Origin of the sequence: Streptomyces sp. NPDC052496, assembly GCF_040679095.1 — a bacterium.
In the GTDB taxonomy this organism is placed as follows: domain Bacteria; phylum Actinomycetota; class Actinomycetes; order Streptomycetales; family Streptomycetaceae; genus Streptomyces.
This window is the reverse complement of the sequence record NZ_JBFAUH010000004.1, coordinates 287,516-307,325: the sequence shown is the minus strand read 5'-3', so window position 1 is coordinate 307,325 and position 19,810 is coordinate 287,516. Positions and strand designations below refer to the sequence as shown.

Sequence of the window (19,810 nt, the reverse complement as noted above, 5' to 3'; positions counted from 1 at the left end):
GGGTCCGGGCCGGAGCCGGCCGTCTCAGACCACCTGCACCCCGATCAGACACGTGTCGTCGTCGGTGTCGGACTTGCTGTGGGTCAGCAGGCGGTCGAGCCGGTGCTCCAGCGTGGGGGCGGGGGCCTGCGCGGTGGCGAGCAGCTGGGCCAGGGAGTCGTGGATGGCGGTGTCCCGGCGCTCGACCAGGCCGTCGGTGTACATCAGCAGGGTGTCGTCCGCCTCCAACTGGAGCACGGCCTCCTCGTACGTGGCTTCCGGGAGCGCTCCCAGGAGCAGCCCGCGGACCAGTGGCAGCCTGCTCGCCTCGTGGCCGCGGACCAGTACGGGCGGCAGATGGCCGGCCCTGGCCCAGCGCAGCGTGCGGGTTCTGGGGTCGTACACGCCGCAGACGACCGTGGCGGACACCTGGTCGGTGAGGTGGTGGGCCACGATGTTCAGCCAGGACAGCAGCTGGCCGGGGCCGGCCCCGGTGACGGCGAGGCCGCGCAGGGCGTTGCGCAGCACCACCATGCCGGTGGCGGCCTCGATGCCGTGCCCGGCGATGTCACCGACGCACAGCAGGACGCGCCGGGAGGGCAGGACGACGGCGTCGTACCAGTCGCCGCCCACCAGGGACTCGGTCTCGGCGGGCCGGTAGCGTACGGCGATCTGCAGGCCGGGGGCGGCGATGGGGCCGTGGCTCGGCGGCATGATGGCCTGCTGGAGCTGGAGCGCGAGGCGGTTGCGCTCGGCCGACTGCTGCTCGGTGTGGGCGAGCTGGTCGCGGGTGGCGGCGAGCGCCACCTCCGTCCAGTGCTGGGAGGAGATGTCCTGGTACGCGCCGCGGACGGACAGCAGCCGGCCGTCCGCGTCGAGGACGGGCTCGGCGATCACCCGGATGTGGCGGGTGACGCCGTCGGGGCGCCGGAGGCGGAAGGCGGCCGAGGCGGGGCGCTGGTGGTGCAGCACGGCGCGCAGGAAGCGGCCGATGGCGACACCGTCGTCCGGGTGCGCGTGGGCGGCCAGGTCGTGCAGCGAGACAGGAGGGTCGCCGGCCGACCGCCCGTACAGCGTGAAGAGCTGCCCGTTCCAGGTGATCTCGCCGGTCAGCAGATTCTCCTCGAAGCCACCGATCCGGCCGAGGCGCTGGGCGTGCTGGAGGAGGCTGGCGAGCCGGGCGGCCTCGTCCTCGATGCGCCAGATGAGCAGCACACAGTTGCCGTGGCGGCTGACGCTGAGGTCGGCGACGGCGGCCAGCGGCACCTGGTCCACCAGTGCGGTCAGGGTCATGCGCTGGGCGCGGAAGGGCTCGCCGGTGGCGTAGACGCGCTGGACCTTGTCGAACAGGTCGCTCTCGTCGGCCGCCATCGGGTACGCCTCCAGCAGCAGCGCACCGTTCACGAAGCTACGGGGCCGGCCGGCCGGGTCCATGAAGCGCCCGTTGACGTGGTGGATCCGGAAGTCGGTGAGCTGACCGTCCTCCGCGAGGTGCGGGGTGAGGACCAGCGCCGGGTCGTGGAGGCCGTCCGCCAGGTCCACCAGCTCGGCCACCGCGGTGCTGTGCCGGGCGGCGGTCGGGCCGTGTTCCCGCGGCGTGGGGCCGTCCTGGAGGGTGTGGGCGCACAGCTGCGCCAGCGCCTCGATCTGCCGCAGGATCGCGGGCGGCTGCGGGGGCAGCGGCTGCTGCCAGCAGATCTCCAGGACGCCGTGGATGCGCCCGCCGGTGCCGGCCGGAAGCGCCACCCGGCCGCCGTACGGGTGGTGGGCACGGCCGATCGAGGGGATGCCCGTGTCGGCCAGGGAGGCGAACCGGACGGTGTCCCGTTCGGTCAGCGCCTGGCGGGCGACGGTGACCACGCCCGGCGGCACGTAACGCCAGCGCACCGCCTCGTCGGCGGGGAAGCCCGCGTGGCCGGCCAGCGTGAGGGAAGTGTCCGGCCCCGCGGACCAGATGGCGACGGCCGTCGCGCCCAGCGGAGCCAGCGCGTGCTGGAGCAGCGAGTCGGCTACGGACTGGGTGTCGTCGGCGGCCAGCACGGCGCTCTCGGCAGTGCGCAGCCGCACCGCCGCGGCCGGGTCCGTGCCGGCCGGCTCGGGACGGGTACGCCGCAGAAAGGCGTCGGCGATCTCCGCCACGCGGTCGCGGGCCGCCTGGTTGATGATGTCCACGGCCAGTTCGAGCTGCGAGACCGCCGCCTTCTCGGCCAGTTCGGCGAGCTGCCGGGTCGCCTGCGCCGGCCCGCAGTGCAGCCGCTCGATCAGGATGCCCTTGGCCAGTTCGATCAGGGCCCGCCCGTCGGCCGCGGCGTGCGCCTCCTGGACCTCGCTGCGCAGGCGCTCGACCGTGGCGGCCAGGCGGCCGACGGCGGATATCCGGCCCGGCGACACGCCGTCCCCGGAAGGGGTGACGACGTGCTCGTGAGTGCTCATGATGCTGTCGATTCTTCGATGCGATGGGTGCGTTCGTGAGCGGGTCGGGGGCGGCGCCCGGCCGTCCGGGCGCCGCCCTTCAGGAGGTCAGCCACCGGCGGACGCAGGCGATCAGGTCGTTGGTGTCCACCGGTTTGGTGACGTAGTCGCTGGCCCCGGAGGCGAGGCTCTTCTCACGGTCCCCGGGCATGGCCTTGGCCGTGACGGCGATGATGGGCAGGTGGGCGTGGGCCGGCATCCGCCGGATCTCCGCCGTCGCGGTGTAGCCGTCCATCTCCGGCATCATCACGTCCATCAGGATGAGGTCGATGTCCGGATGTTCGATGAGCGTCTCGATGCCCTTGCGCCCGTCCTCCGCGTGGCGGACGTTCAGGCCGTGCATTTCCAGGATGCTGCTGAGCGCGTACAGGTTGCGGGCGTCGTCGTCGACGACGAGGACGGTCCGGCCGCTGAGACTGTCGTCGACGGGCTGGGGAGCCTGCTGTACGGGCTCCTCCGGCCGCACCAGCGGCAGCACGTCACCGGGCTGCTCGGCGGACAGGTGCAGGGCGATGCGCTCGCGCAGCTCGTCGAGGCTGGACAGCAGCTCCAACGGCTGGGTGCCCGCGCGCTCCTGGAGAATGCGTTCCTGCTCCGCCTCCAGGCGCCTGCTGTTGTGCGCGAGGACGGCGACGGTGCGCACGGCGGCGTCGCCGTCCATCGCGTCCAGGAAGCGCAGGGCTTCCCCGTCGGCCATGTCCAGGTCGAGGACCACACAGTGGAACGGGCCGGCGGCCAGCGCGCCGGCGGCCTCCTGGGCGCCGACCGCGGAGACGACCTCGATGCTCTCCGCGCGGTCGCCCAGGTCCTGACCGCCGGTGAACTCCGCGACCGCGCTGTCCGCCACATGGGAGAGCAGCCCGTGGGCCCGCTCCTCGATCACCAGCAGGCGGCGGGGCTGCGCGGGGGCCGCGACGGGGGTACGCGGCCGGCTCACCGGCACGTCGTCCCGCTCGTCCGCCGGGCCCTTCGGGGCCGGGACCGTACCGGGCTCCTCCCGGAAGTCGGCGCGCGCGACCGGCAGGTACAGGGTGAAGGTGCTGCCCAGCCCCGGCGTGCTCTCGGCGGTCACCGCTCCGCCCAGGAGGTGCGCGATCTCGCGGCTGATGGACAGGCCGAGTCCGGTGCCGCCGTACTTGCGGCTGGTGGTGCCGTCCGCCTGCTGGAACGCCCCGAAGATCACGTCCAGTTGCTGCTCGGCGATGCCGATCCCGGTGTCCTTGACGCGGAAGGCGACCACCGGCCCGCCGCGGTGCACCGTGCCGGGCAGTTCACTGTCGGCGGCGGGCTCGATGCGCAGCTCGACGCTGCCCTGTTCGGTGAACTTCACCGCGTTGGACAGCAGATTGCGCAGCACCTGACGCAGCCGCGCGTCGTCGGTCAGCAGGTCCACCGGCACGCCGGGCGCGGCGGTGATGGTGAAGTCGAGGCTCTTCTGCGTGGTCAGCGGCCGGAACGTCGCCTCGACGTAGTCCAGGAGCTGCCGCAGCGCCACCCGCTCCGGGGTGATGTCCATCTTGCCCGCCTCGACCTTCGACAGGTCCAGGATGTCGTTGATGAGCTGGAGCAGGTCCGAGCCCGCGGAGTGGATGATGCCCGCGTACTCCACCTGTTTGGGCGTGAGGTTGCGGGTCGGGTTCTGGGCCAGCAACTGCGCCAGGATCAGCAGGCTGTTGAGCGGGGTGCGCAGCTCGTGGCTCATGTTGGCCAGGAACTCCGATTTGTACTTCGAGGCCAGCGCCAGCTGCCGGGCCCGGTCCTCCAGCTCCTGCCGCGCCTGCTCGATCTCCGAGTTCTTGGTCTCGATGTCGCGGTTCTGCGAGGCCAGCAGCTCGGCCTTCTCCTCCAGTTCCGCGTTGGACCGCTGGAGTTCCTCCTGCTGACGGGTCAGCTCCCCGGAGCGGGCCTGGAGCTCACCGGCCAGCCGCTGCGACTCCTCCAGCAGCTCGTCGGTCCGCGCGTTGGCGACGATGGTGTTGACGTTGACGCCCACCATCTCCATCAGCTGCTCCAGGAAGTCCTGGTGCACGGGGGTGAAGGCGGTGAAGGACGCCAGCTCGATGACGCCGAGGATCTGGTCCTCGACGACGATCGGCAGCACGATCAGGCTGCCCGGCGCCGTCCGGCCGAGACCGCAGGAGATGCTGATGTAGTCGCCCGGCACGCCGTCGGCGACGATCGTACGGCGACTGCGGGCGGCCTGGCCGACCAGGGACTCGCCCAGCCGGAAGCGGTCGTGGCCCGCGCTGTCGGCGGGCCGGCCGTATGCGCCGACGAGGCTGAGCACGGTGCCGTTCCCGTTCTCCTCGGCCAGGTAGAAGGCGCCGTACTGGGCCGAGACGAGCGGCGTCAGCTCGTCCATGACCAGCTCGGCGACGACCGAGAGGTCCCGGTGGCCCTGCATGAGGCCGGAGATGCGCGCCAGGTTGCTCTTGAGCCAGTCCTGCTCCTGGTTGGCCCGGGTCGTCTCGCGCAGGGACCGCACCATGGAGTTGATGTTGTCCTTCAGCTCCGCGACCTCGCCGGAGGCGTCCACCGTGATGGAACGGGTCAGATCGCCCTCGGCGACCGCGCTGGTCACCTCGGCGATGGCCCGCACCTGCCGGGTGAGGTTGCCTGCCAGCTCGTTGACGTTCTCGGTCAGGCGCTTCCAGGTGCCCGACACGCCCTCGACCTCGGCCTGGCCGCCGAGCCGCCCCTCGCTGCCGACCTCGCGGGCGACGCGGGTGACCTCGGAGGCGAAGGAGGACAGCTGGTCGACCATCGTGTTGATGGTCGTCTTCAGCTCCAGGATCTCGCCCCGGGCGTCGACATCGATCTTCTTCGACAGATCACCGTTGGCCACGGCCGTGGTGACCTGGGCGATGTTGCGCACCTGACCGGTCAGGTTGTTGGCCATCGAGTTGACGTTGTCGGTCAGGTCCTTCCACGTACCGGCCACGTTCGGTACGCGGGCCTGGCCGCCGAGCATCCCCTCGGTGCCGACCTCGCGCGCCACCCGCGTCACCTCGTCGGCGAACGCCGACAGCGTGTCGACCATCGTGTTGATCACGCCGGCGAGGGCGGCCACCTCGCCCTTCGCCTCCACCGTGATCTTCTGCGACAGGTCGCCCTTGGCGACCGCGGCCGCCACCTGGGCGATCGAACGCACCTGGCCGGTCAGGTTGGAGGCCATCACGTTGACGTTGTCGGTCAAATCCTTCCAGGTGCCCGACACGCCCCGTACGGTGGCCTGGCCACCGAGATTGCCTTCGGTACCGACCTCGCGGGCCACCCGCGTGACCTCGTCGGCGAAGGCGGACAGCTGGTCCACCATCGTGTTGATGGTGCTCTTCAGCTCCAGGATCTCGCCCCGGGCGTCCACCCGGATCTTCTGCGACAGGTCGCCCTGCGCCACGGCCGTGGTGACCTCGGCGATGGACCGCACCTGTGCCGTGAGGTTGTCCGCCATCACGTTGACGGACTCGGTCAGGTCCTTCCACGTACCGGAGACGCCCTTGACGTCGGCCTGGCCGCCGAGGCGTCCTTCGGTGCCGACCTCGCGGGCGACGCGGGTGACTTCGTCGGCGAAGGCGGACAGCTGGTCGACCATCGTGTTGATGGTGTTCTTCAGCTTCAGGATCTCGCCGCGGGCATCGACGGTGATCTTCTGCGACAGGTCGCCCTGGGCCACCGAGGTCGCGACCGCCGCGATCGAGCGCACCTGTGAGGTGAGGTTGCCGGCCATGAAGTTGACGGAGTCGGTCAGATCCCGCCACGTACCGCCCACGCCGGGCACCTGGGCCTGGCCGCCGAGGCGTCCTTCGGTGCCGACCTCGCGGGCGACGCGGGTGACTTCGTCGGCGAAGGCGGAGAGCTGGTCGACCATCGTGTTGATGGTCGTCTTCAGCTCCAGGATCTCGCCGCGGGCGTCCACGGTGATCTTCTGCGACAGGTCGCCGCGGGCGACCGCGGTGGTCACCTGCGCGATGTTGCGCACCTGCGAGGTGAGGTTCCCGGCCATGAAGTTGACCGAGTCGGTCAGATCCCGCCACGTACCACCCACTCCGGGCACCTCGGCCTGGCCGCCGAGCCGCCCCTCGCTGCCGACCTCGCGGGCGACGCGGGTGACTTCGTCGGCGAAGGCGGACAGCTGGTCCACCATCGTGTTGACGGTGTTCTTCAGCTCCAGGATCTCGCCCTGCGCATCGACGTCGATCTTCTGCGACAGATCGCCCCGGGCGACCGCGGTGGCCACCTGCGCGATGTCGCGCACCTGCGTGGTGAGGTTGCCGGCCATGACGTTCACCGAGTCGGTCAGATCCGCCCAGGTGCCGGAGACTCCCGGCACCTCGGCCTGGCCGCCGAGCCGTCCCTCGCTGCCGACTTCGCGGGCCACCCGGGTCACTTCCGAGGTGAACAGGGACAGCTGGTCGACCATGCCGTTGAAGACGGTGGCGATCTCGCCGAGCAGCCCGTCGTCCTCGTCCGGCAGCCGTGTGCCGAAGTTCCCGTCACGTACGGCCGTGAGCCCCGCGAGCAGTTGCCGCAGCTCCGGCTCCCCGACCCGTCCCCCCGTACGCCCCGACCTCGTCCGCGACACCGGACGCGCGTTCTCGCCCGCCGTCTCTGCACCCATGACCCGACCTCGCTCCACTTACCGAACCCCTTGCGCAGGGCACGACGGCGCTGTGTCCCCGCATCGAAGGCGCGCACCCCTGTGCCGCACGCCGACACCTCGTGACCTTGCCGCTCGGCAAGTACGGGAAGAGTACCGCGAGGCGTCTCACCGGAAGACATGACAACCGCACTTTTGTCCCGGATCCGGCCCCGTAACCACTCCTCGCCCCGATTCCGTGGCCCCGCCGCCTTTCCTCACCGGCCCGGCGGCCCGCTTCCGCCCCATTCGTCTGCGCCCGCCCGCCGCGCCCGCCGTTCCTGCCACCACACCCACCCTTCCTGCACCTTTCTGAGCACGGTCATGGCGGCGAGCAGGAACACGGCGGAGAAAAAGCGACGCAACAGGACCTGATTCCTTACCCGTACTCGTGTGGGGAATATCCGCACTCATGTGTGGCAGGCGTGCCGGGCGGACGCCTGGTGGAGCCCCCGTGACGAGGCGTCACGCTCAACGAGCACGCGCGTGGCGGGTGACGGCCCGGCATGATGATATTTCCGCCGCGCGCATCACCTCCGTGCGGCGCTGAATCCCCGGCGATGTGCGCGGTGAGTGTTTCGGCAGGCAATCCGAAAATCCGTCTTGTCGCGCCGATTCGGTACCCCATTAGGGTTACCGCCGCTTGTGCTGTGCTGATGCGCTGGTCAGGATGCGCTGTCGTCGGCCAAAGAAGCCCAGCGGGGCCCGGCACGCGACGAGCCCTTCCGGTGTCCGGCCAATGGGACCGTGCCGCCCTCGCGTTGCGCGCAGTGAGAGGCTCATGTCAGTCAACTCCAGCAAGGCACCCGGTCCCGCCCGAAAGATCGCGGTCATCGGGACGGCCTGCCGGCTGCCCGGCGGCATCACCGGCCTCGACAGTCTCTGGGCGGCGCTGTCGGCCGGCGCTGACCAGGTGACGGAGGTCCCGGAGTCCCGGTTCGAGGTGGCGCGCTTCGTCGACCCGGCCATGCCGCGGCCGGGAAAGAGCTATACGAAGGCCGGCGGATTCCTGGCGGACGTCAGCGGATTCGACGCCGCGTACTTCGGCATCTCACCGAAAGAAGCGGCACAGATGGACCCCCAGCACCGGTTGCTGCTGGAACTGGCCGTCGAGGCCTGCGACGACGCCGGGGTGGCCCCCGCCGCACTGGCCGGCTCGGACACCGCCGTGTACGTGGGAGTGTCGGACCATTCCTACGGCGCGCTGCAGATGATGGTGCCGGAGAACGTCAACGCGTACACCATGTCCGGTGCCGCGTCCTCGATCGCCGCCAACCGGCTCTCGCACTTCTTCGACCTGCACGGCCCCAGCATGATCGTCGATACCGCGTGCTCGTCGTCGCTGGTGGCCCTGGCCGAGGCGTGCCGGGCGCTGCGGGACGGCACCAGCCGCGCCGCCCTGGTCGGCGGCGTCAACCTGCTGCTCAGCCCGCAGCACTTCGTGGGCTTCTGCCAGGCGTCGATGCTCTCGCCCAGCGGGCGGTGCCGCTCCTTCTCGGCGGACGCCGACGGTTACGTCCGGGCCGAGGGCGGCGGCATGGTCCTGCTCAAGCCGCTCACCGAAGCGCTCGCCGACGGGGACCGGGTGGACGCGGTGATCGTCGACTGCGCCGCCAACAGCGACGGGCGCACCCCCGGACTGGCCCTGCCCCGCATGGAGTCGCAGCGCGCCCTCCTGGAGAGCGTCTACGCCCGCGCCGGCCTGGAAGCGGACGACATCGCCTACCTGGAGGCGCACGGTACGGGCACGCCGGTGGGGGATCCCATCGAGGCCGAGGCGATCGGGCGGGCGCTGGGGGTCCACCGCACCGTGGGCCCGCTGCCCATCGGGTCGGTGAAGTCCAACGTGGGCCACCTGGAACCGGCGTCGGGCATGGCCGGTCTGTTCAAGGCCCTGCTGGTGCTCCGGCACGGCGTCGTCCCGCCGTCGCTGCACGCCGCTTCCCTCAGCCCGCACATCGACTTCGAACGGCTGCGGCTGCGCCTGGTGGACCGCACCTGCCCGGTCGGCATCGGCGAGCGGACGGTGGCCGGCGTCAACTCCTTCGGCTTCGGCGGCGCGAACGCCCACGCGATCCTGGCCCCCGGCCCCGCCCGCGCCGTGGCGAGGAGCGCACCACGGGCCGCGGGGCCGTTGCCCGTGGTGGTCTCGGCACGTACCGAGGCCGCGCTCGACGCAACGCTACGGCGAGCGGTACGGCAGCTGTCGGCCGCCGACGCGGGGTCGTTCTACGACCTGGCGTGGACCATGACCGCCCGGCGGGGCCGGCATCCGCTGCGGGCGGCGGTGCTGGCCGATTGCCCGCAACAGGCGGCGGCTTCGCTGGCTCGACTGGTGGGGACGCCCGAGTCGGAGGGCGGATCCGAGGGGGGCGTCACCGAGGAGGACGTCACCGAGGAGGCAGCCACCGGGGAGGCCGCCACCGAGGGGGGCGTAATCGAGGACGGCATTACCGAAGGGGCCGTCTCCGAAGGGGCTGTCTCCGAAGGGGCTGTCTCCGAAGAGACCACCTCCGAAGCGGCCATCCCCGAAGCGGCCACCCCCGAAGTGACCGCCCCCGAACAGACCACCCCCGCGGACCCGCCGCAGCCGGCAGCGCCGCCGGCGCAGCGGGCCGAGGCGGTCCGCGACGGGCGGCCGGTGTTCGTCTTCTCCGGCAACGGGGCCCAGTGGGTGGGCATGGGCGCCGGGCTGCTGCGCGAAGACGCAACGTTCCGCCGCGCGTTCGCGGCCGCGGACGCGGTGCTGACGGGTGAGCTGGGCTGGTCCGTCCTGAGCGAGCTGGAACGGCCGGCCGGCCGGTGGTGCCTGGACCGGACCGAGATCGCCCAGCCGCTGATGTTCGCCCTCCAGGTCGCGCTGACGGCGATGCTGCGCGGCCAGGGCGTCGAGCCGGCCGCCGTACTCGGGCACAGTGTCGGCGAGATCGCCGCGGCGCAGGCGGCGGGCGCGCTGACCCTGCCGGACGCCGCGCGGGTCATCGCCGCACGCGGGCGGGCCCAGGCCGCCACCGCGGGTACGGGCCGCATGGCCGCCCTCACGCTGCCGTGCGCGCAGGTCCAGGAGCTGCTGCCGCGGTACCCCCAGGTGGAGATCGCCTGCGTGAACACCGCGCGCGACGTGACGGTGGCCGGCCCGGCGCGTGACGTGGAGGACCTGGTCGCCCACTGCGCGGCCCGAGGTGTCGCCGGCGTCCTGCTCGACCTGGACTACGCCTTCCACAGCCGCGCCATGGACCCCGTACGGGAGCAGCTGCTCGCCGACCTGACCGGGCTGCGGCCGCAGGACGGCACCGTCCCGATGATGTCCGCCGTGACCGGCCGGCCGGTGGCGGGCCACGCCCTCGACGGTGCCTACTGGTGGCGCAACGTACGCGACACCGTCCAGTTCGAGCCCGCGGTGACCGGCCTGCTGGCCGAGGGGTACGACGTCTTCGTGGAGGTGGGCCCCCACCCGATCGTGCGTCCGTACCTGAGGCGGATGACGGCCGGTTCACCCGCTCCGGTGGCCGTCGTACCGACGCTCTCCCGCGACGGTGACGGCCCGCGGCAGCTGCACGCCGCGGTGGCCTGCCTGATCGCCGCCGGAGCGCGCGTCGACACGAGCGCGTACTTTCCCGCCCCCGGGCACGTCGTCCGGCTGCCCGCCTACCCGTGGCAGCGCGAGCGCCACTGGAACGGCGAGCGCCACACCTGGTCCGGCGACATCGGCACGTACGACCACCCCTTGCTGGGCGTGCGCACGGCCCACTGCGAGCCGGTCTGGCACGGCCCGGTGCAGCCGCCCCTCGTCCCGTGGCTGGCGGACCACCGCGTCGCCGGCGCGGTCATCCTGCCCGCCTCCGGGTACGTCGAGATGGCGCTGGCCGCCGGACGGCGGGTGCTCGACGCCGCCTGCGAGGTGGAGAACCTGGAGCTGACCAGGCCCGTCGTCGTTCCCTGGGACGATCCCGGCCAGGTGCGCCTGGAGCTGACCTGGTCCCCTGAGGACGGCGTGGTCAGCATCGCCGCCGGGGACGGCCGGGCCGGCCGGGCACGCCGGCACGCCCGCGGCCGCGTACGGCAGCTGTTCAGCCGCCCGCCCGCGGGCCTGGACGTACCGGCCGTACGGGCCCGCTGTCCGCACCTCGTCACCGCCGAACAGCACTACGCCGCCATGACCGCGGCGGGCATCGATTACGGCCCCTCCTTCCGGGTCCTGCGCGACCTGCGGGCGGGGGACGGCGAAGTCCTCGCCCGCTACCGTCTGACGGCCGACGCGGCCGGCTACGAGGTCCACCCGGCGCTGTTCGACGGGGCGCTCCAGGCCGGTCTGCCCCTGATCGAGCAGGCGGTGGACCAGCGGCGGGACGCGTATCTGCCCGTCGGGTTCGGCGCCGTACGGGTCTGGCGTACCCCCGCGTCCGAAGGGCTGGTGCAGGTGCGTCAGCGGAGCCGTACCGCCACCGAGCTGTGCTGGGACATCGTGGTCACGGACCTGGACGGTACGGTCCACGCGCACCTCGAAGGCTGCCGGCTGCGCCGCTTCGACGGCATGCGTTCCGTCCCCCTGACGTACCAGCGCACGGTGATGCGCGCCGCCCCGCACGCCGGCCACACCGTCGCCGCCGGCCCGCTGCCGCCCACCGCCGACCTGCTGGCCGGTGCCCGGGACCGCCTCGCCCCGCTGCTGGGCCCCGCCGGCGGGGCCGCCGTCACCAGCCGTGTGCTGAAGCGGGTCTTCGCACGTGGCGCCGCGGAGGTCTTCGCCGGGCTCGTACCGGAGCCGGCCGCTGCCTTCTCCCTCGACGACCTGGTGGCCGGCGGCATGCTGGAGCGCCACCGGGAGCAGGCGCGGCTGCTGCTCGGCCTTCTGGTGCGTCAGGGGCTTGCCGCCCGCGAGGACGGCGAGCGGTTCCGGCTGACCGGCCCGGACGCTCGTCACTCCGGGGCCCTGCTCCCGACGGCCGGCAGCGACGCGGTGGGCCCGGCCCTCACCCTCCTGAACAACTTGTGTGCGCGGCACGGCAGTGAACTGCTGCGGGGCGAAGCCGACCTGCTGGAGAAGCTCCTCGACGACGGCGTCTCCACCGCCTACGAGCAGGTCTACGACATCGAGTTCCCCCTGCGCCGCCACAACCGGATCGTGCAGGCCGTCGTGGCGCGGCTGGCCGGCCTGTGGCCCGCCGACCGGCCGCTGCGCGTCCTGGAGATCGGCGCGGGCACCGGTGGCCTGACGGCGGCCGTCCTGCCCGTACTGCCTCCCGACCGTACGCAGTACGTCTTCACCGACGTCTCACCGCAGTTCCTCAGCCCCGCGCAGAAGCGGTTCGCGCGCTACGTCTTCGTCGGTTACCGCACCTTCGACCTCGACCAGGACCTCACCGGCCAGGGGCTGACCGAGGGCAGTTTCGACCTGGTCGTCGCGGGCAACGCGCTGCACACCGCGGCCGCGGTGGCCCCGGCGCTGCGCAGGGTGGAGCGCCTGCTGGGGTCCGGCGGACGGCTGCTCGCGCTGGAGTCGCACGACACGGAGCTGCTCGCCCCGCTGTTCGGATCCCTGGCCAGTTTCTGGAACGTCACCGACCACGACCTGCGCGGCGGCTCCCCGCTGCTCTCCGCCGACGCGTGGTTGCGCCTGCTGCCCGCGTGCGGCTTCTCCGACGCCACGACGGTCGGCGCCACCGCCGACGCCCCCGGCGAGGGCTTCTCCGTCTTCCTCGGCACTGCCACCACGGCGCCCGCCACCGCACCGGCCGCGCCCACCGCCGACCCTGACACCGCCTGGGTGGTGGTCGCCGAGGACACCGACCGGACAGGCCTGTGCGCGGCGGTGGCCGGCGCCCTGACCGCCGCCGGCGCGCCCTCGGCCCGGTGCCGGACCGCTCCGGACCTGCTCGGCGACGCTACGCGGTGGCTGCCCGCCCCGCCCGCCGACCCGGCCGTGGTCCTGGTCCTGGAGACGCCCGAGCCCGAACCCCGGACCGGGCCGGACGCCGGCGCCCCGGACGCGGTCCGGCTCACGGCCCGGCGCGCGGACCTCCTCCGTACCGTCGCCGGCGCGCTGGACACACTCGCCCTCGGCCGCGACCGCACCCTGTGGCTCGTCACCCGCCCCAGCGGCGCGCTGCCGGCCCCCGAACAGCCCTCGTGCGTCCTGGACGCCGCCGCCTGGGGCATCGCGCGGACGGTGAGCAACGAGTACCCCGACCTGACGGTCAAACGGCTGTCCTTGCAGCGCACCGGCGACCCCACCGCCGACGCACAGCGGGTCGTCCAGGAGCTGCTGACCGCGACCGACGAGACCGAACTGGCACTGACCTCGGCCGGCCGGTTCGTCCCCCGCCTGACCGAACTGCCCTCGCCCACCGGCACCCGCCCGGGGGACGGCTGCCGCGCCTACACCCTCGACGTACGCAATCCCGGCCTCTCCTACGACCTGGCCTGGCGCGAGACCACACCCCCGACCGTCGGCCCGGGCCAGGTGGCCGTCGCCGTCCGGGCCGCCGCACTGAACTACCGCGACATCATGCAGGCGACCGGTCTGCTGCCCGCGGAGGCGGAAGAGATCACCGGCGGGCAGGCCGGGCTGGGCCTGGAATGCTCAGGGGTCGTCACCGCGGTCGGCGACGGGGTCACCGCGCTGTGCGTGGGGGACCGCGTCCTCGCCCTCGCGCCCGACTCCCTGAGCACCCACACCGTCACCTCGGAGCACGCCGCCGGCCGCATCCCGGACACGATGACCTTCGCCGACGCCGTCACCCTCCCGGTGGCCTTCCTCACCGTCCACTACAGCTTCGCCCGCCTGGCCCGGCCGGCCGCGGGGGAGACCGTCCTGGTGCACGGCGGGGCCGGCGGAGTGGGCCTGGCCGCCCTCCAGTACGCGCGACGCTGCGGAGCACGCGTCATCGCCACCGCCGGGTCCGCGGCCAAGCGCGACCTGCTGCGCCGGCTCGGCGCCGAACACGTCCTGGACTCCCGCAGCCTGGCCTTCGCCGACGACATCCGCCGGCTGACCGGCGGCCGGGGCGTCGACGTCGTCCTCAACTCGCTCGCCGGCGAAGCGGCTGCCCGCAGTCTCGAACTGCTCACCCACGGCGGGCGCTTCGTCGAGCTGGGCAAGCGCGACATCTACGAGAACCGCCCCCTGCTGCTGCGCCCGTTCCGCAAGAACATCACCTTCCACGCGGTCGACCTCTTCGGCCTGCTCCAGGACCCGCGGCTGGCGAGGGAACAGTTCGCGGAGGTCACCGGGCTCATCCGCAGCGGCGCCTACCGGCCCCTGCCGCACAGCAGTTACCCGGCCGCCCGCGTCGACGAGGCGTTCAGGCTGCTGCAGCACTCCCGCCACATCGGCAAGGTCGTCGTCACCTTCGGGCCCGAGGACCCCGCACCGCGCGTCGAACCGTACGGGCACCTGCCCCGGCTCGACGCCGCGGCCACCTACCTGGTGACCGGCGGCCTGTCCGGCTTCGGCGCGCTCACCGCCCGCCACCTCGCCGAACGCGGCGCCCGCCACCTCGCCCTGGCCGGCCGGCGGGGAGCCGCGACGCCCGAAGCCGAAGCCCTGCTCGCCGACCTCACCGCGCGGGGCGTCCAGGTGTCGGTCCACCGCGCCGACGTCAGCGACGCCCGGGCCGTGGAACGGATCGTGGCCCGGGCCGCCGCCTCCGGGCACCCGCTGCGCGGCGTCGTCCACTCGGCCATGCACCTGGAGGACGGCGCCCTGTCCGAGCTGACCGACCAGCAGTGGCACGCCGTCCTGACCCCCAAGATGGCCGGAGCGGCGGTGCTTCACGACCTCACCCGACACCTGGACCTGGACTTCTTCCTGCTGTACTCCTCGGTCACCGCCATGCTCGGCAACATCCGGCAGGCGAACTACGTGGCCGGCAACCTCTACCTCGAAGCGCTGGTACGCCGGCGACGGGCCCTGGGCCTTCCGGCGACCGCGCTGGCCTGGGGCGCACTCGGCGAGACCGGTTACGTCGCCCGCAACGACCTGACGGGCGTCATGAGCCGCGCGGGCTTCGAACCCGTCAGCCCCCGGCAGGCGCTGCACGCCGTCGACGCCGTCCTGACGCACCCCACGGACGTCCTGGGGGTCGGCTGCTACAACTGGGCGCCGCTGTCCCGGATCCTGCCCGCCATCGTCACCCCGCGCATCGTCGCCCTCCTGCCGGTCCTCTCCGACGACGCCGGACACAGCAAGGAGGAACTGGCGCGCACGCTGGCCCGTATGTCCGTCGACGAGGCCCGCGCGGTGATCGCCGGCATCGTGGCTGCCCTGTTCGCCGATGTCCTGCACATGTCGCCGGAGCAGATCGACCACCACCGGCGGCTGGACGAGTACGGCATGGACTCCCTGATGGGCACCGAACTGCTGGTCACCGTCCGGCAGCAGTTCGACCTCGACCTGCCTCCCATGGAACTGCTCAGGTCCGAGGGCACCATCGCGGACTTCGCCCGCATCGTGCACACCCGCCTGGGCCTGTCCCGCTCCGCCGACGGGTGACGGGACGGGCGGGGGCGGAGTGGAGGTGCGGGCAGCCCGCAGCCCCCGCCCGGGAACCAGGAGCCGGAAGACTGCGCCCGGGAACAGAACGCGCGCCGGAACACCCGGCGGCGCCGGCGGCGCCCGGACATCGTCACCGCCGTGCCGATGCGGGGCCTGACCGGCTGGCTGGCGCCCGGGAACAGGCGAGCGGCCGGTGTCGCGAAGCAGGGCGTCCGTCCGTCCGCCAGGTTTCGGGCGGGGCGGGCGGGACACCCCCATCCGCATGAATCTTCGTCGTCCTGTTCTCGACAGCACCGTGCCGCTGCTGACCCAGGGGTACGCCTGGCTGCCCGACCGCCGGCGCCGTACCACCGCGCCGGTCGTCCGGGCCCGGCTGATGGGCCGTCCGGCGGTCGCCCTGCACGGTCCCGAAGCGGTGCCGTTCTTCTACGACGAGCACCACGTCCACCGCCACGGCGCGCTCCCCGGGCCGGTGCTGTCCACCCTGTTCGGCCACGGCGCCGTACACACCCTCGACGGTGAGCCGCACCGCGTACGCAAAGCGCTGTTCCTGTCCCTGCTGAAGGACTCCGGAGGAGTGGAGGCGCTGGCGGAGCGCGTCCGTGAGGTGTGGGACGAGACGGCCACCGCATGGCCGGGACGGTCGCGGGTCGTGCTGTTCGACGAGGTGAGCGCCGTCCTGACCCGGGCCGTGTGCCGCTGGGCGGGCGTTCCCATGGCCGGCACCGAGGCGCAGCCGGTCGCCCGCGACCTGGTGGCGATGGTCGACGGGTTCGCCACGGCCGGGCCGCGGCACTGGCGTGCGCGAGCGGCCCGCCGGCGCCAGGAGGCGTGGCTGGCGCAGCTCTTCACCGACGTGCGGGACGGCACGGCGCACGCACCGGCCGGCTCGGCGGTGCACGCGGTGGCGCACCACCGGGACGCCGACGGCGAGCGGCTCGACCCGCGGACCGCCGCGGTGGAACTGCTCAACGTCATCCGGCCCACCGTGGCCGTCACCTGGTTCGTCACCTTCGCCGCCCACGCCCTGCACCGCCGCCCGCAGGAGCGCTCGCGGCTGCTCAAGGAAGGGCCCGCGTACGCGGAGGCGTTCGCCCATGAGGTGCGCCGCTTCTACCCGTTCGCGCCGTTCACCGCGGGCCTGGCCGCCAGGGAACTGACCTGGCAGGGCGAGCGGATCCCCGAGGGCGCGCTCGTCCTCCTGGACCTGTACGGACAGAACCACGACAGCGCGCTCTGGCCCGACCCGTACGTCTTCGACCCGGGGCGCTTCCTCGACCACCCGCCCGGCCGCGACGACCTCGTGCCGCAGGGCGGCGACGACCCGGCGACCGGGCACCGCTGCCCCGGCGAGGACGTCACCGTGGCCCTGCTGCGCACCACTTCGGAACGGCTCGCCGCGCTGGAGTACGACGTCCCGGAGCAGGACCTGCGCATCCCGCTGCACCGCATCCCGGCTCGGGTACGCAGCGGGTTCGTCATCAGCGGCGTCCGTACACCGGTCTGACCACGAGCCCCGGCCGACGGCAGCCGTCCCCCCAGGTCCCGTACGGGACATTGGCGCGTTCCCGTCCCTACCTGCCCAATTTTCTCGTATCTGACAGGCCAACTGGCGGTATTGTCACGGAAAACGACTGATGCCCTCCGTCTTCCGGACATGAGGGGACAGAGTGGCACATAGATATGGGGGATCTGTGTTACGAACGCATCGAGCGCGCCGCCGTGTCCGTCTGGCACTGGCCGCGGCCGCCACCGTCACCGCCGCCCTCCTGCCGGTGACCTCCGCCACGGCCGCCCCGGCCGGCGCGCCCGTCTCCGCCCCCGCCGCGCAGGCGGACGAGCTGCCCGCCTCCGAGCGGCCGGCTCTCTACGCCCGGGACCAGTACGGCGTGTTGTGGCAGTACGAGGGCACCGGCCACTCGGCCAAGCCGTTCAAGCTCCCGGTGAAGATCGGCGGAGGCTGGAGCTACCGGCTGGTCACCTCGCTCGCGGGTACGACCGCCGACGGCAAGGGCGACCTGGCCGCCGTCGACCGGGACGGCACGCTGTACTTCTACCAGGGCACCGGCGACCCCTCCGCGCCGTTCGCGCCGCGCGTCGAGATCGGGGGCGGCTGGGACCGGTACGTCAGCATCGCCGGCGCCTCGGACACCAACCACGACGGCAAGAACGACCTGGTGGCCCGCGACCGTGACGGCGTCCTGTGGTTCTACGCGGGCACCGGCGACCCGACCGCGCCCTTCGCACCTGCGGTTCGGGTGGGCGGCGGCTGGAACGCCTACGACACCGTGACCACCTACAGCGACGGCGTCCTGGCCCGCGACCGCGACGGCGTCGTATGGGCCTACAAGGCCAGCGGTTCCAGCTATCCCAGCGAGCCGTTCTTCCCCCGCGTACGGGTGGGCTACGGCCTGAGCGGCTACTCCACCTTCGTGGGCGTCACCGACATGACCAGCGACAAGCTGGCCGACGTGGTGGCCCGCGACGCCAACGGCAAACTCTGGCTCCACTACGGCGAACGCAGCCAGGGCATGGTCGTCCCCATGGAGGGCGCCCTGCCGATCGGCGGCGGCTGGAACATCTACACGCTGCTCTTCTGAAGGGTCTTCCGAGGATCTTCTGAGGGCTTCCAAGGGCGCTCCTGAGGGGCGCCCTTGGTGCCTGCCGCCCGGGGCCGGGGCAGGGGCCGGGCGGCCTCCGTGCCCCCTTGGCCCTCCCGGGCAGCCGAGCGTGTCCCGTAGGCTGCGCGCGTTGCCACGGCGAAAAGGTGCATAAGGTGTGACGCACGGCCCGTACGCATGCGCGCATGGGGCAGCGGGCCCGGTCCGACGGTCACCTACGAGGCGAAGGCGCAGCGCCATGCCGATCCGTGCTGCTGACGGGCTCTACACCGTTTCCTCGGGATGTGCGCTCCGGGAGTTGCGCAGAGGCGGCCCGCTGGGGTTGTTGGAGTGGGTCGGCCGGCTGTCGCGAGGGGCGCTGGTCCGGTTGGACCTCGGGGCGTTCCGTCCATTCGTGGTCACGCACCCTGACCACGTACGCCATGTGCTGCGCGACCGGGTGGCCGATTACCGGCGGGGCACGGCCATGTGGCGGGCGCTGGGCCGGCTGACGGGTGACGGCATCGCGGGTGAAGGGGAGCGGTGGCGGGCGAGCCGTGACCTCTGGTGCCGGGGCCTGTCGGGTGTGTCCGCGCAGACTCTCGCCGAGGGGCTGGGCCCCTGGGTCGCCGGGGCGGTGGCGGACCTGGAGCGGCGTGTGGCGGCGGGGGAGACGGTGGTGGACGCGGAAGCGGAGATGACCCGGATCCTGCACCGGATCATCAATCCGGTGCTCTTCGGCTCCCGCATTCCCCAGCACGAGTGCGACCGGCTCGCCGCGGCGGTCGCCGTCGCGTTCGATTCCTTGCTGTGGCGGATGGCGCTGCCCTTCGTACCGCTGACGGTGCCCGTGCCGGGTGACCGCGCGTTCCGCCGCGCCACGCTGACGGTCAGGGAGATCCTGCTACCGCAGGTCCGCCGGGCACGGCATACGGGCGGCAGGGGGCCGGACCTGGTGAGCGCTCTGCTCGACGGGGTGGACGGCGGCGGCCGGCCGCTGAGCGACCAGCACGTCGCCCAGGACATCGTGGCGTTGTTCGTGGCGGGCTCGGAGTCCAGCGCACTCACCCTGACCTGGGCCTGGGCGGCACTCGCCCGCAATCCGGAGGTCGCGGCGCGGGTCCGCCGCGAGGCCGACGAGGTGCTGGGCGACGGCCCCGTCCGGCGCGAGGTGCTGCGCGAGTTGGTCTATACGCGGCAGGTGGTGGCCGAGGTCTGCCGGCTGCACGCGGTGGCCTGGGCGGTGCCGCGCACGGCCGTTCGCGACGACGTCATCGACGGGGTACGGATTCCGGCCGGGGCCACGATGGTGCTCTCCCCGTACCTGACCCACCGGCTGCCCCAGTTCTGGGAGCGGCCGCTGCACTTCGACCCCGGTCGCTTCACCAAGGACAGGGTCCGCAACCGGCACCCGCTGGCGTACCTGCCCTTCGGCGACGGGCCCCACCAGTGCGTCGGGCAGGCCTTCTTCCTCCAGGAGGCCGCGTTGATCATTGCCGTGATGATGCACCGTTTCGACATCACGGTGAGCGGCCGGGCCGAGCCGAAGGCGGCGGTGGCACTGCGGCCCCGGCAACGGGTCGGCCTGCTGCTCGCACCACGCCGCTGAACGGTACGGGTTCGCGC

Annotated in this window: 6 protein-coding genes; 4 read left to right on the top strand and 2 right to left on the bottom strand. The window is 72.8% G+C overall.

The features are described 5' to 3' along the window. Window positions 1–24: 24 nt before the first annotated feature. Window positions 25–2,412, bottom strand: a complete 2,388-nt coding sequence (locus AB0L45_RS08500) for a SpoIIE family protein phosphatase (RefSeq protein WP_365837405.1) — start codon at window positions 2,410–2,412, stop codon at window positions 25–27. A gap of 79 nt (window positions 2,413–2,491) precedes the next feature. Continuing rightward, complete coding sequence (locus AB0L45_RS08495; protein ID WP_365837499.1) at window positions 2,492–6,730, bottom strand: HAMP domain-containing protein; 4,239 nt, start codon at window positions 6,728–6,730, stop codon at window positions 2,492–2,494. A gap of 1,138 nt (window positions 6,731–7,868) precedes the next feature. Between AB0L45_RS08495 and AB0L45_RS08490 the strand changes: the two genes are divergently transcribed. From AB0L45_RS08490 to AB0L45_RS08475, 4 genes are all read left to right on the top strand, one after another. Further along, window positions 7,869–15,581, top strand: a complete 7,713-nt coding sequence (locus AB0L45_RS08490) for an SDR family NAD(P)-dependent oxidoreductase (protein ID WP_365837403.1) — start codon at window positions 7,869–7,871, stop codon at window positions 15,579–15,581. Between the two features lie 265 nt (window positions 15,582–15,846). After that, complete coding sequence (locus AB0L45_RS08485; protein WP_365837401.1) at window positions 15,847–17,091, top strand: cytochrome P450; 1,245 nt, start codon at window positions 15,847–15,849, stop codon at window positions 17,089–17,091. Window positions 17,092–17,278: 187 nt separating this feature from the next. Then, the gene (locus AB0L45_RS08480; RefSeq protein ID WP_365837399.1) at window positions 17,279–18,184 is read left to right on the top strand and encodes a hypothetical protein; all 906 of its coding nucleotides are present in this window, start codon (window positions 17,279–17,281) and stop codon (window positions 18,182–18,184) included. Window positions 18,185–18,443: 259 nt separating this feature from the next. Beyond that, window positions 18,444–19,793 carry a cytochrome P450 gene (locus tag AB0L45_RS08475; protein WP_365837397.1) on the top strand — a complete coding sequence of 450 codons (1,350 nt, stop codon included), beginning with the start codon at window positions 18,444–18,446 and terminating at the stop codon, window positions 19,791–19,793. Window positions 19,794–19,810 lie beyond the last annotated feature (17 nt).

What these genes read in the sequence shown, in the direction of transcription:
- AB0L45_RS08500 (WP_365837405.1), bottom strand. Translation starts at nt 2,412, where the DNA reads ATGAGCACTCACGAGCACGTCGTCACCCCTTCCGGGGACGGCGTGTCG.
- AB0L45_RS08495 (WP_365837499.1), bottom strand. Translation starts at nt 6,730, where the DNA reads ATGGCCGGCAACCTCACCACGCAGGTGCGCGACATCGCGCAGGTGGCC.
- AB0L45_RS08490 (WP_365837403.1), top strand. Translation starts at nt 7,869, where the DNA reads ATGTCAGTCAACTCCAGCAAGGCACCCGGTCCCGCCCGAAAGATCGCG.
- AB0L45_RS08485 (WP_365837401.1), top strand. Translation starts at nt 15,847, where the DNA reads ATGAATCTTCGTCGTCCTGTTCTCGACAGCACCGTGCCGCTGCTGACC.
- AB0L45_RS08475 (WP_365837397.1), top strand. Translation starts at nt 18,444, where the DNA reads ATGCCGATCCGTGCTGCTGACGGGCTCTACACCGTTTCCTCGGGATGT.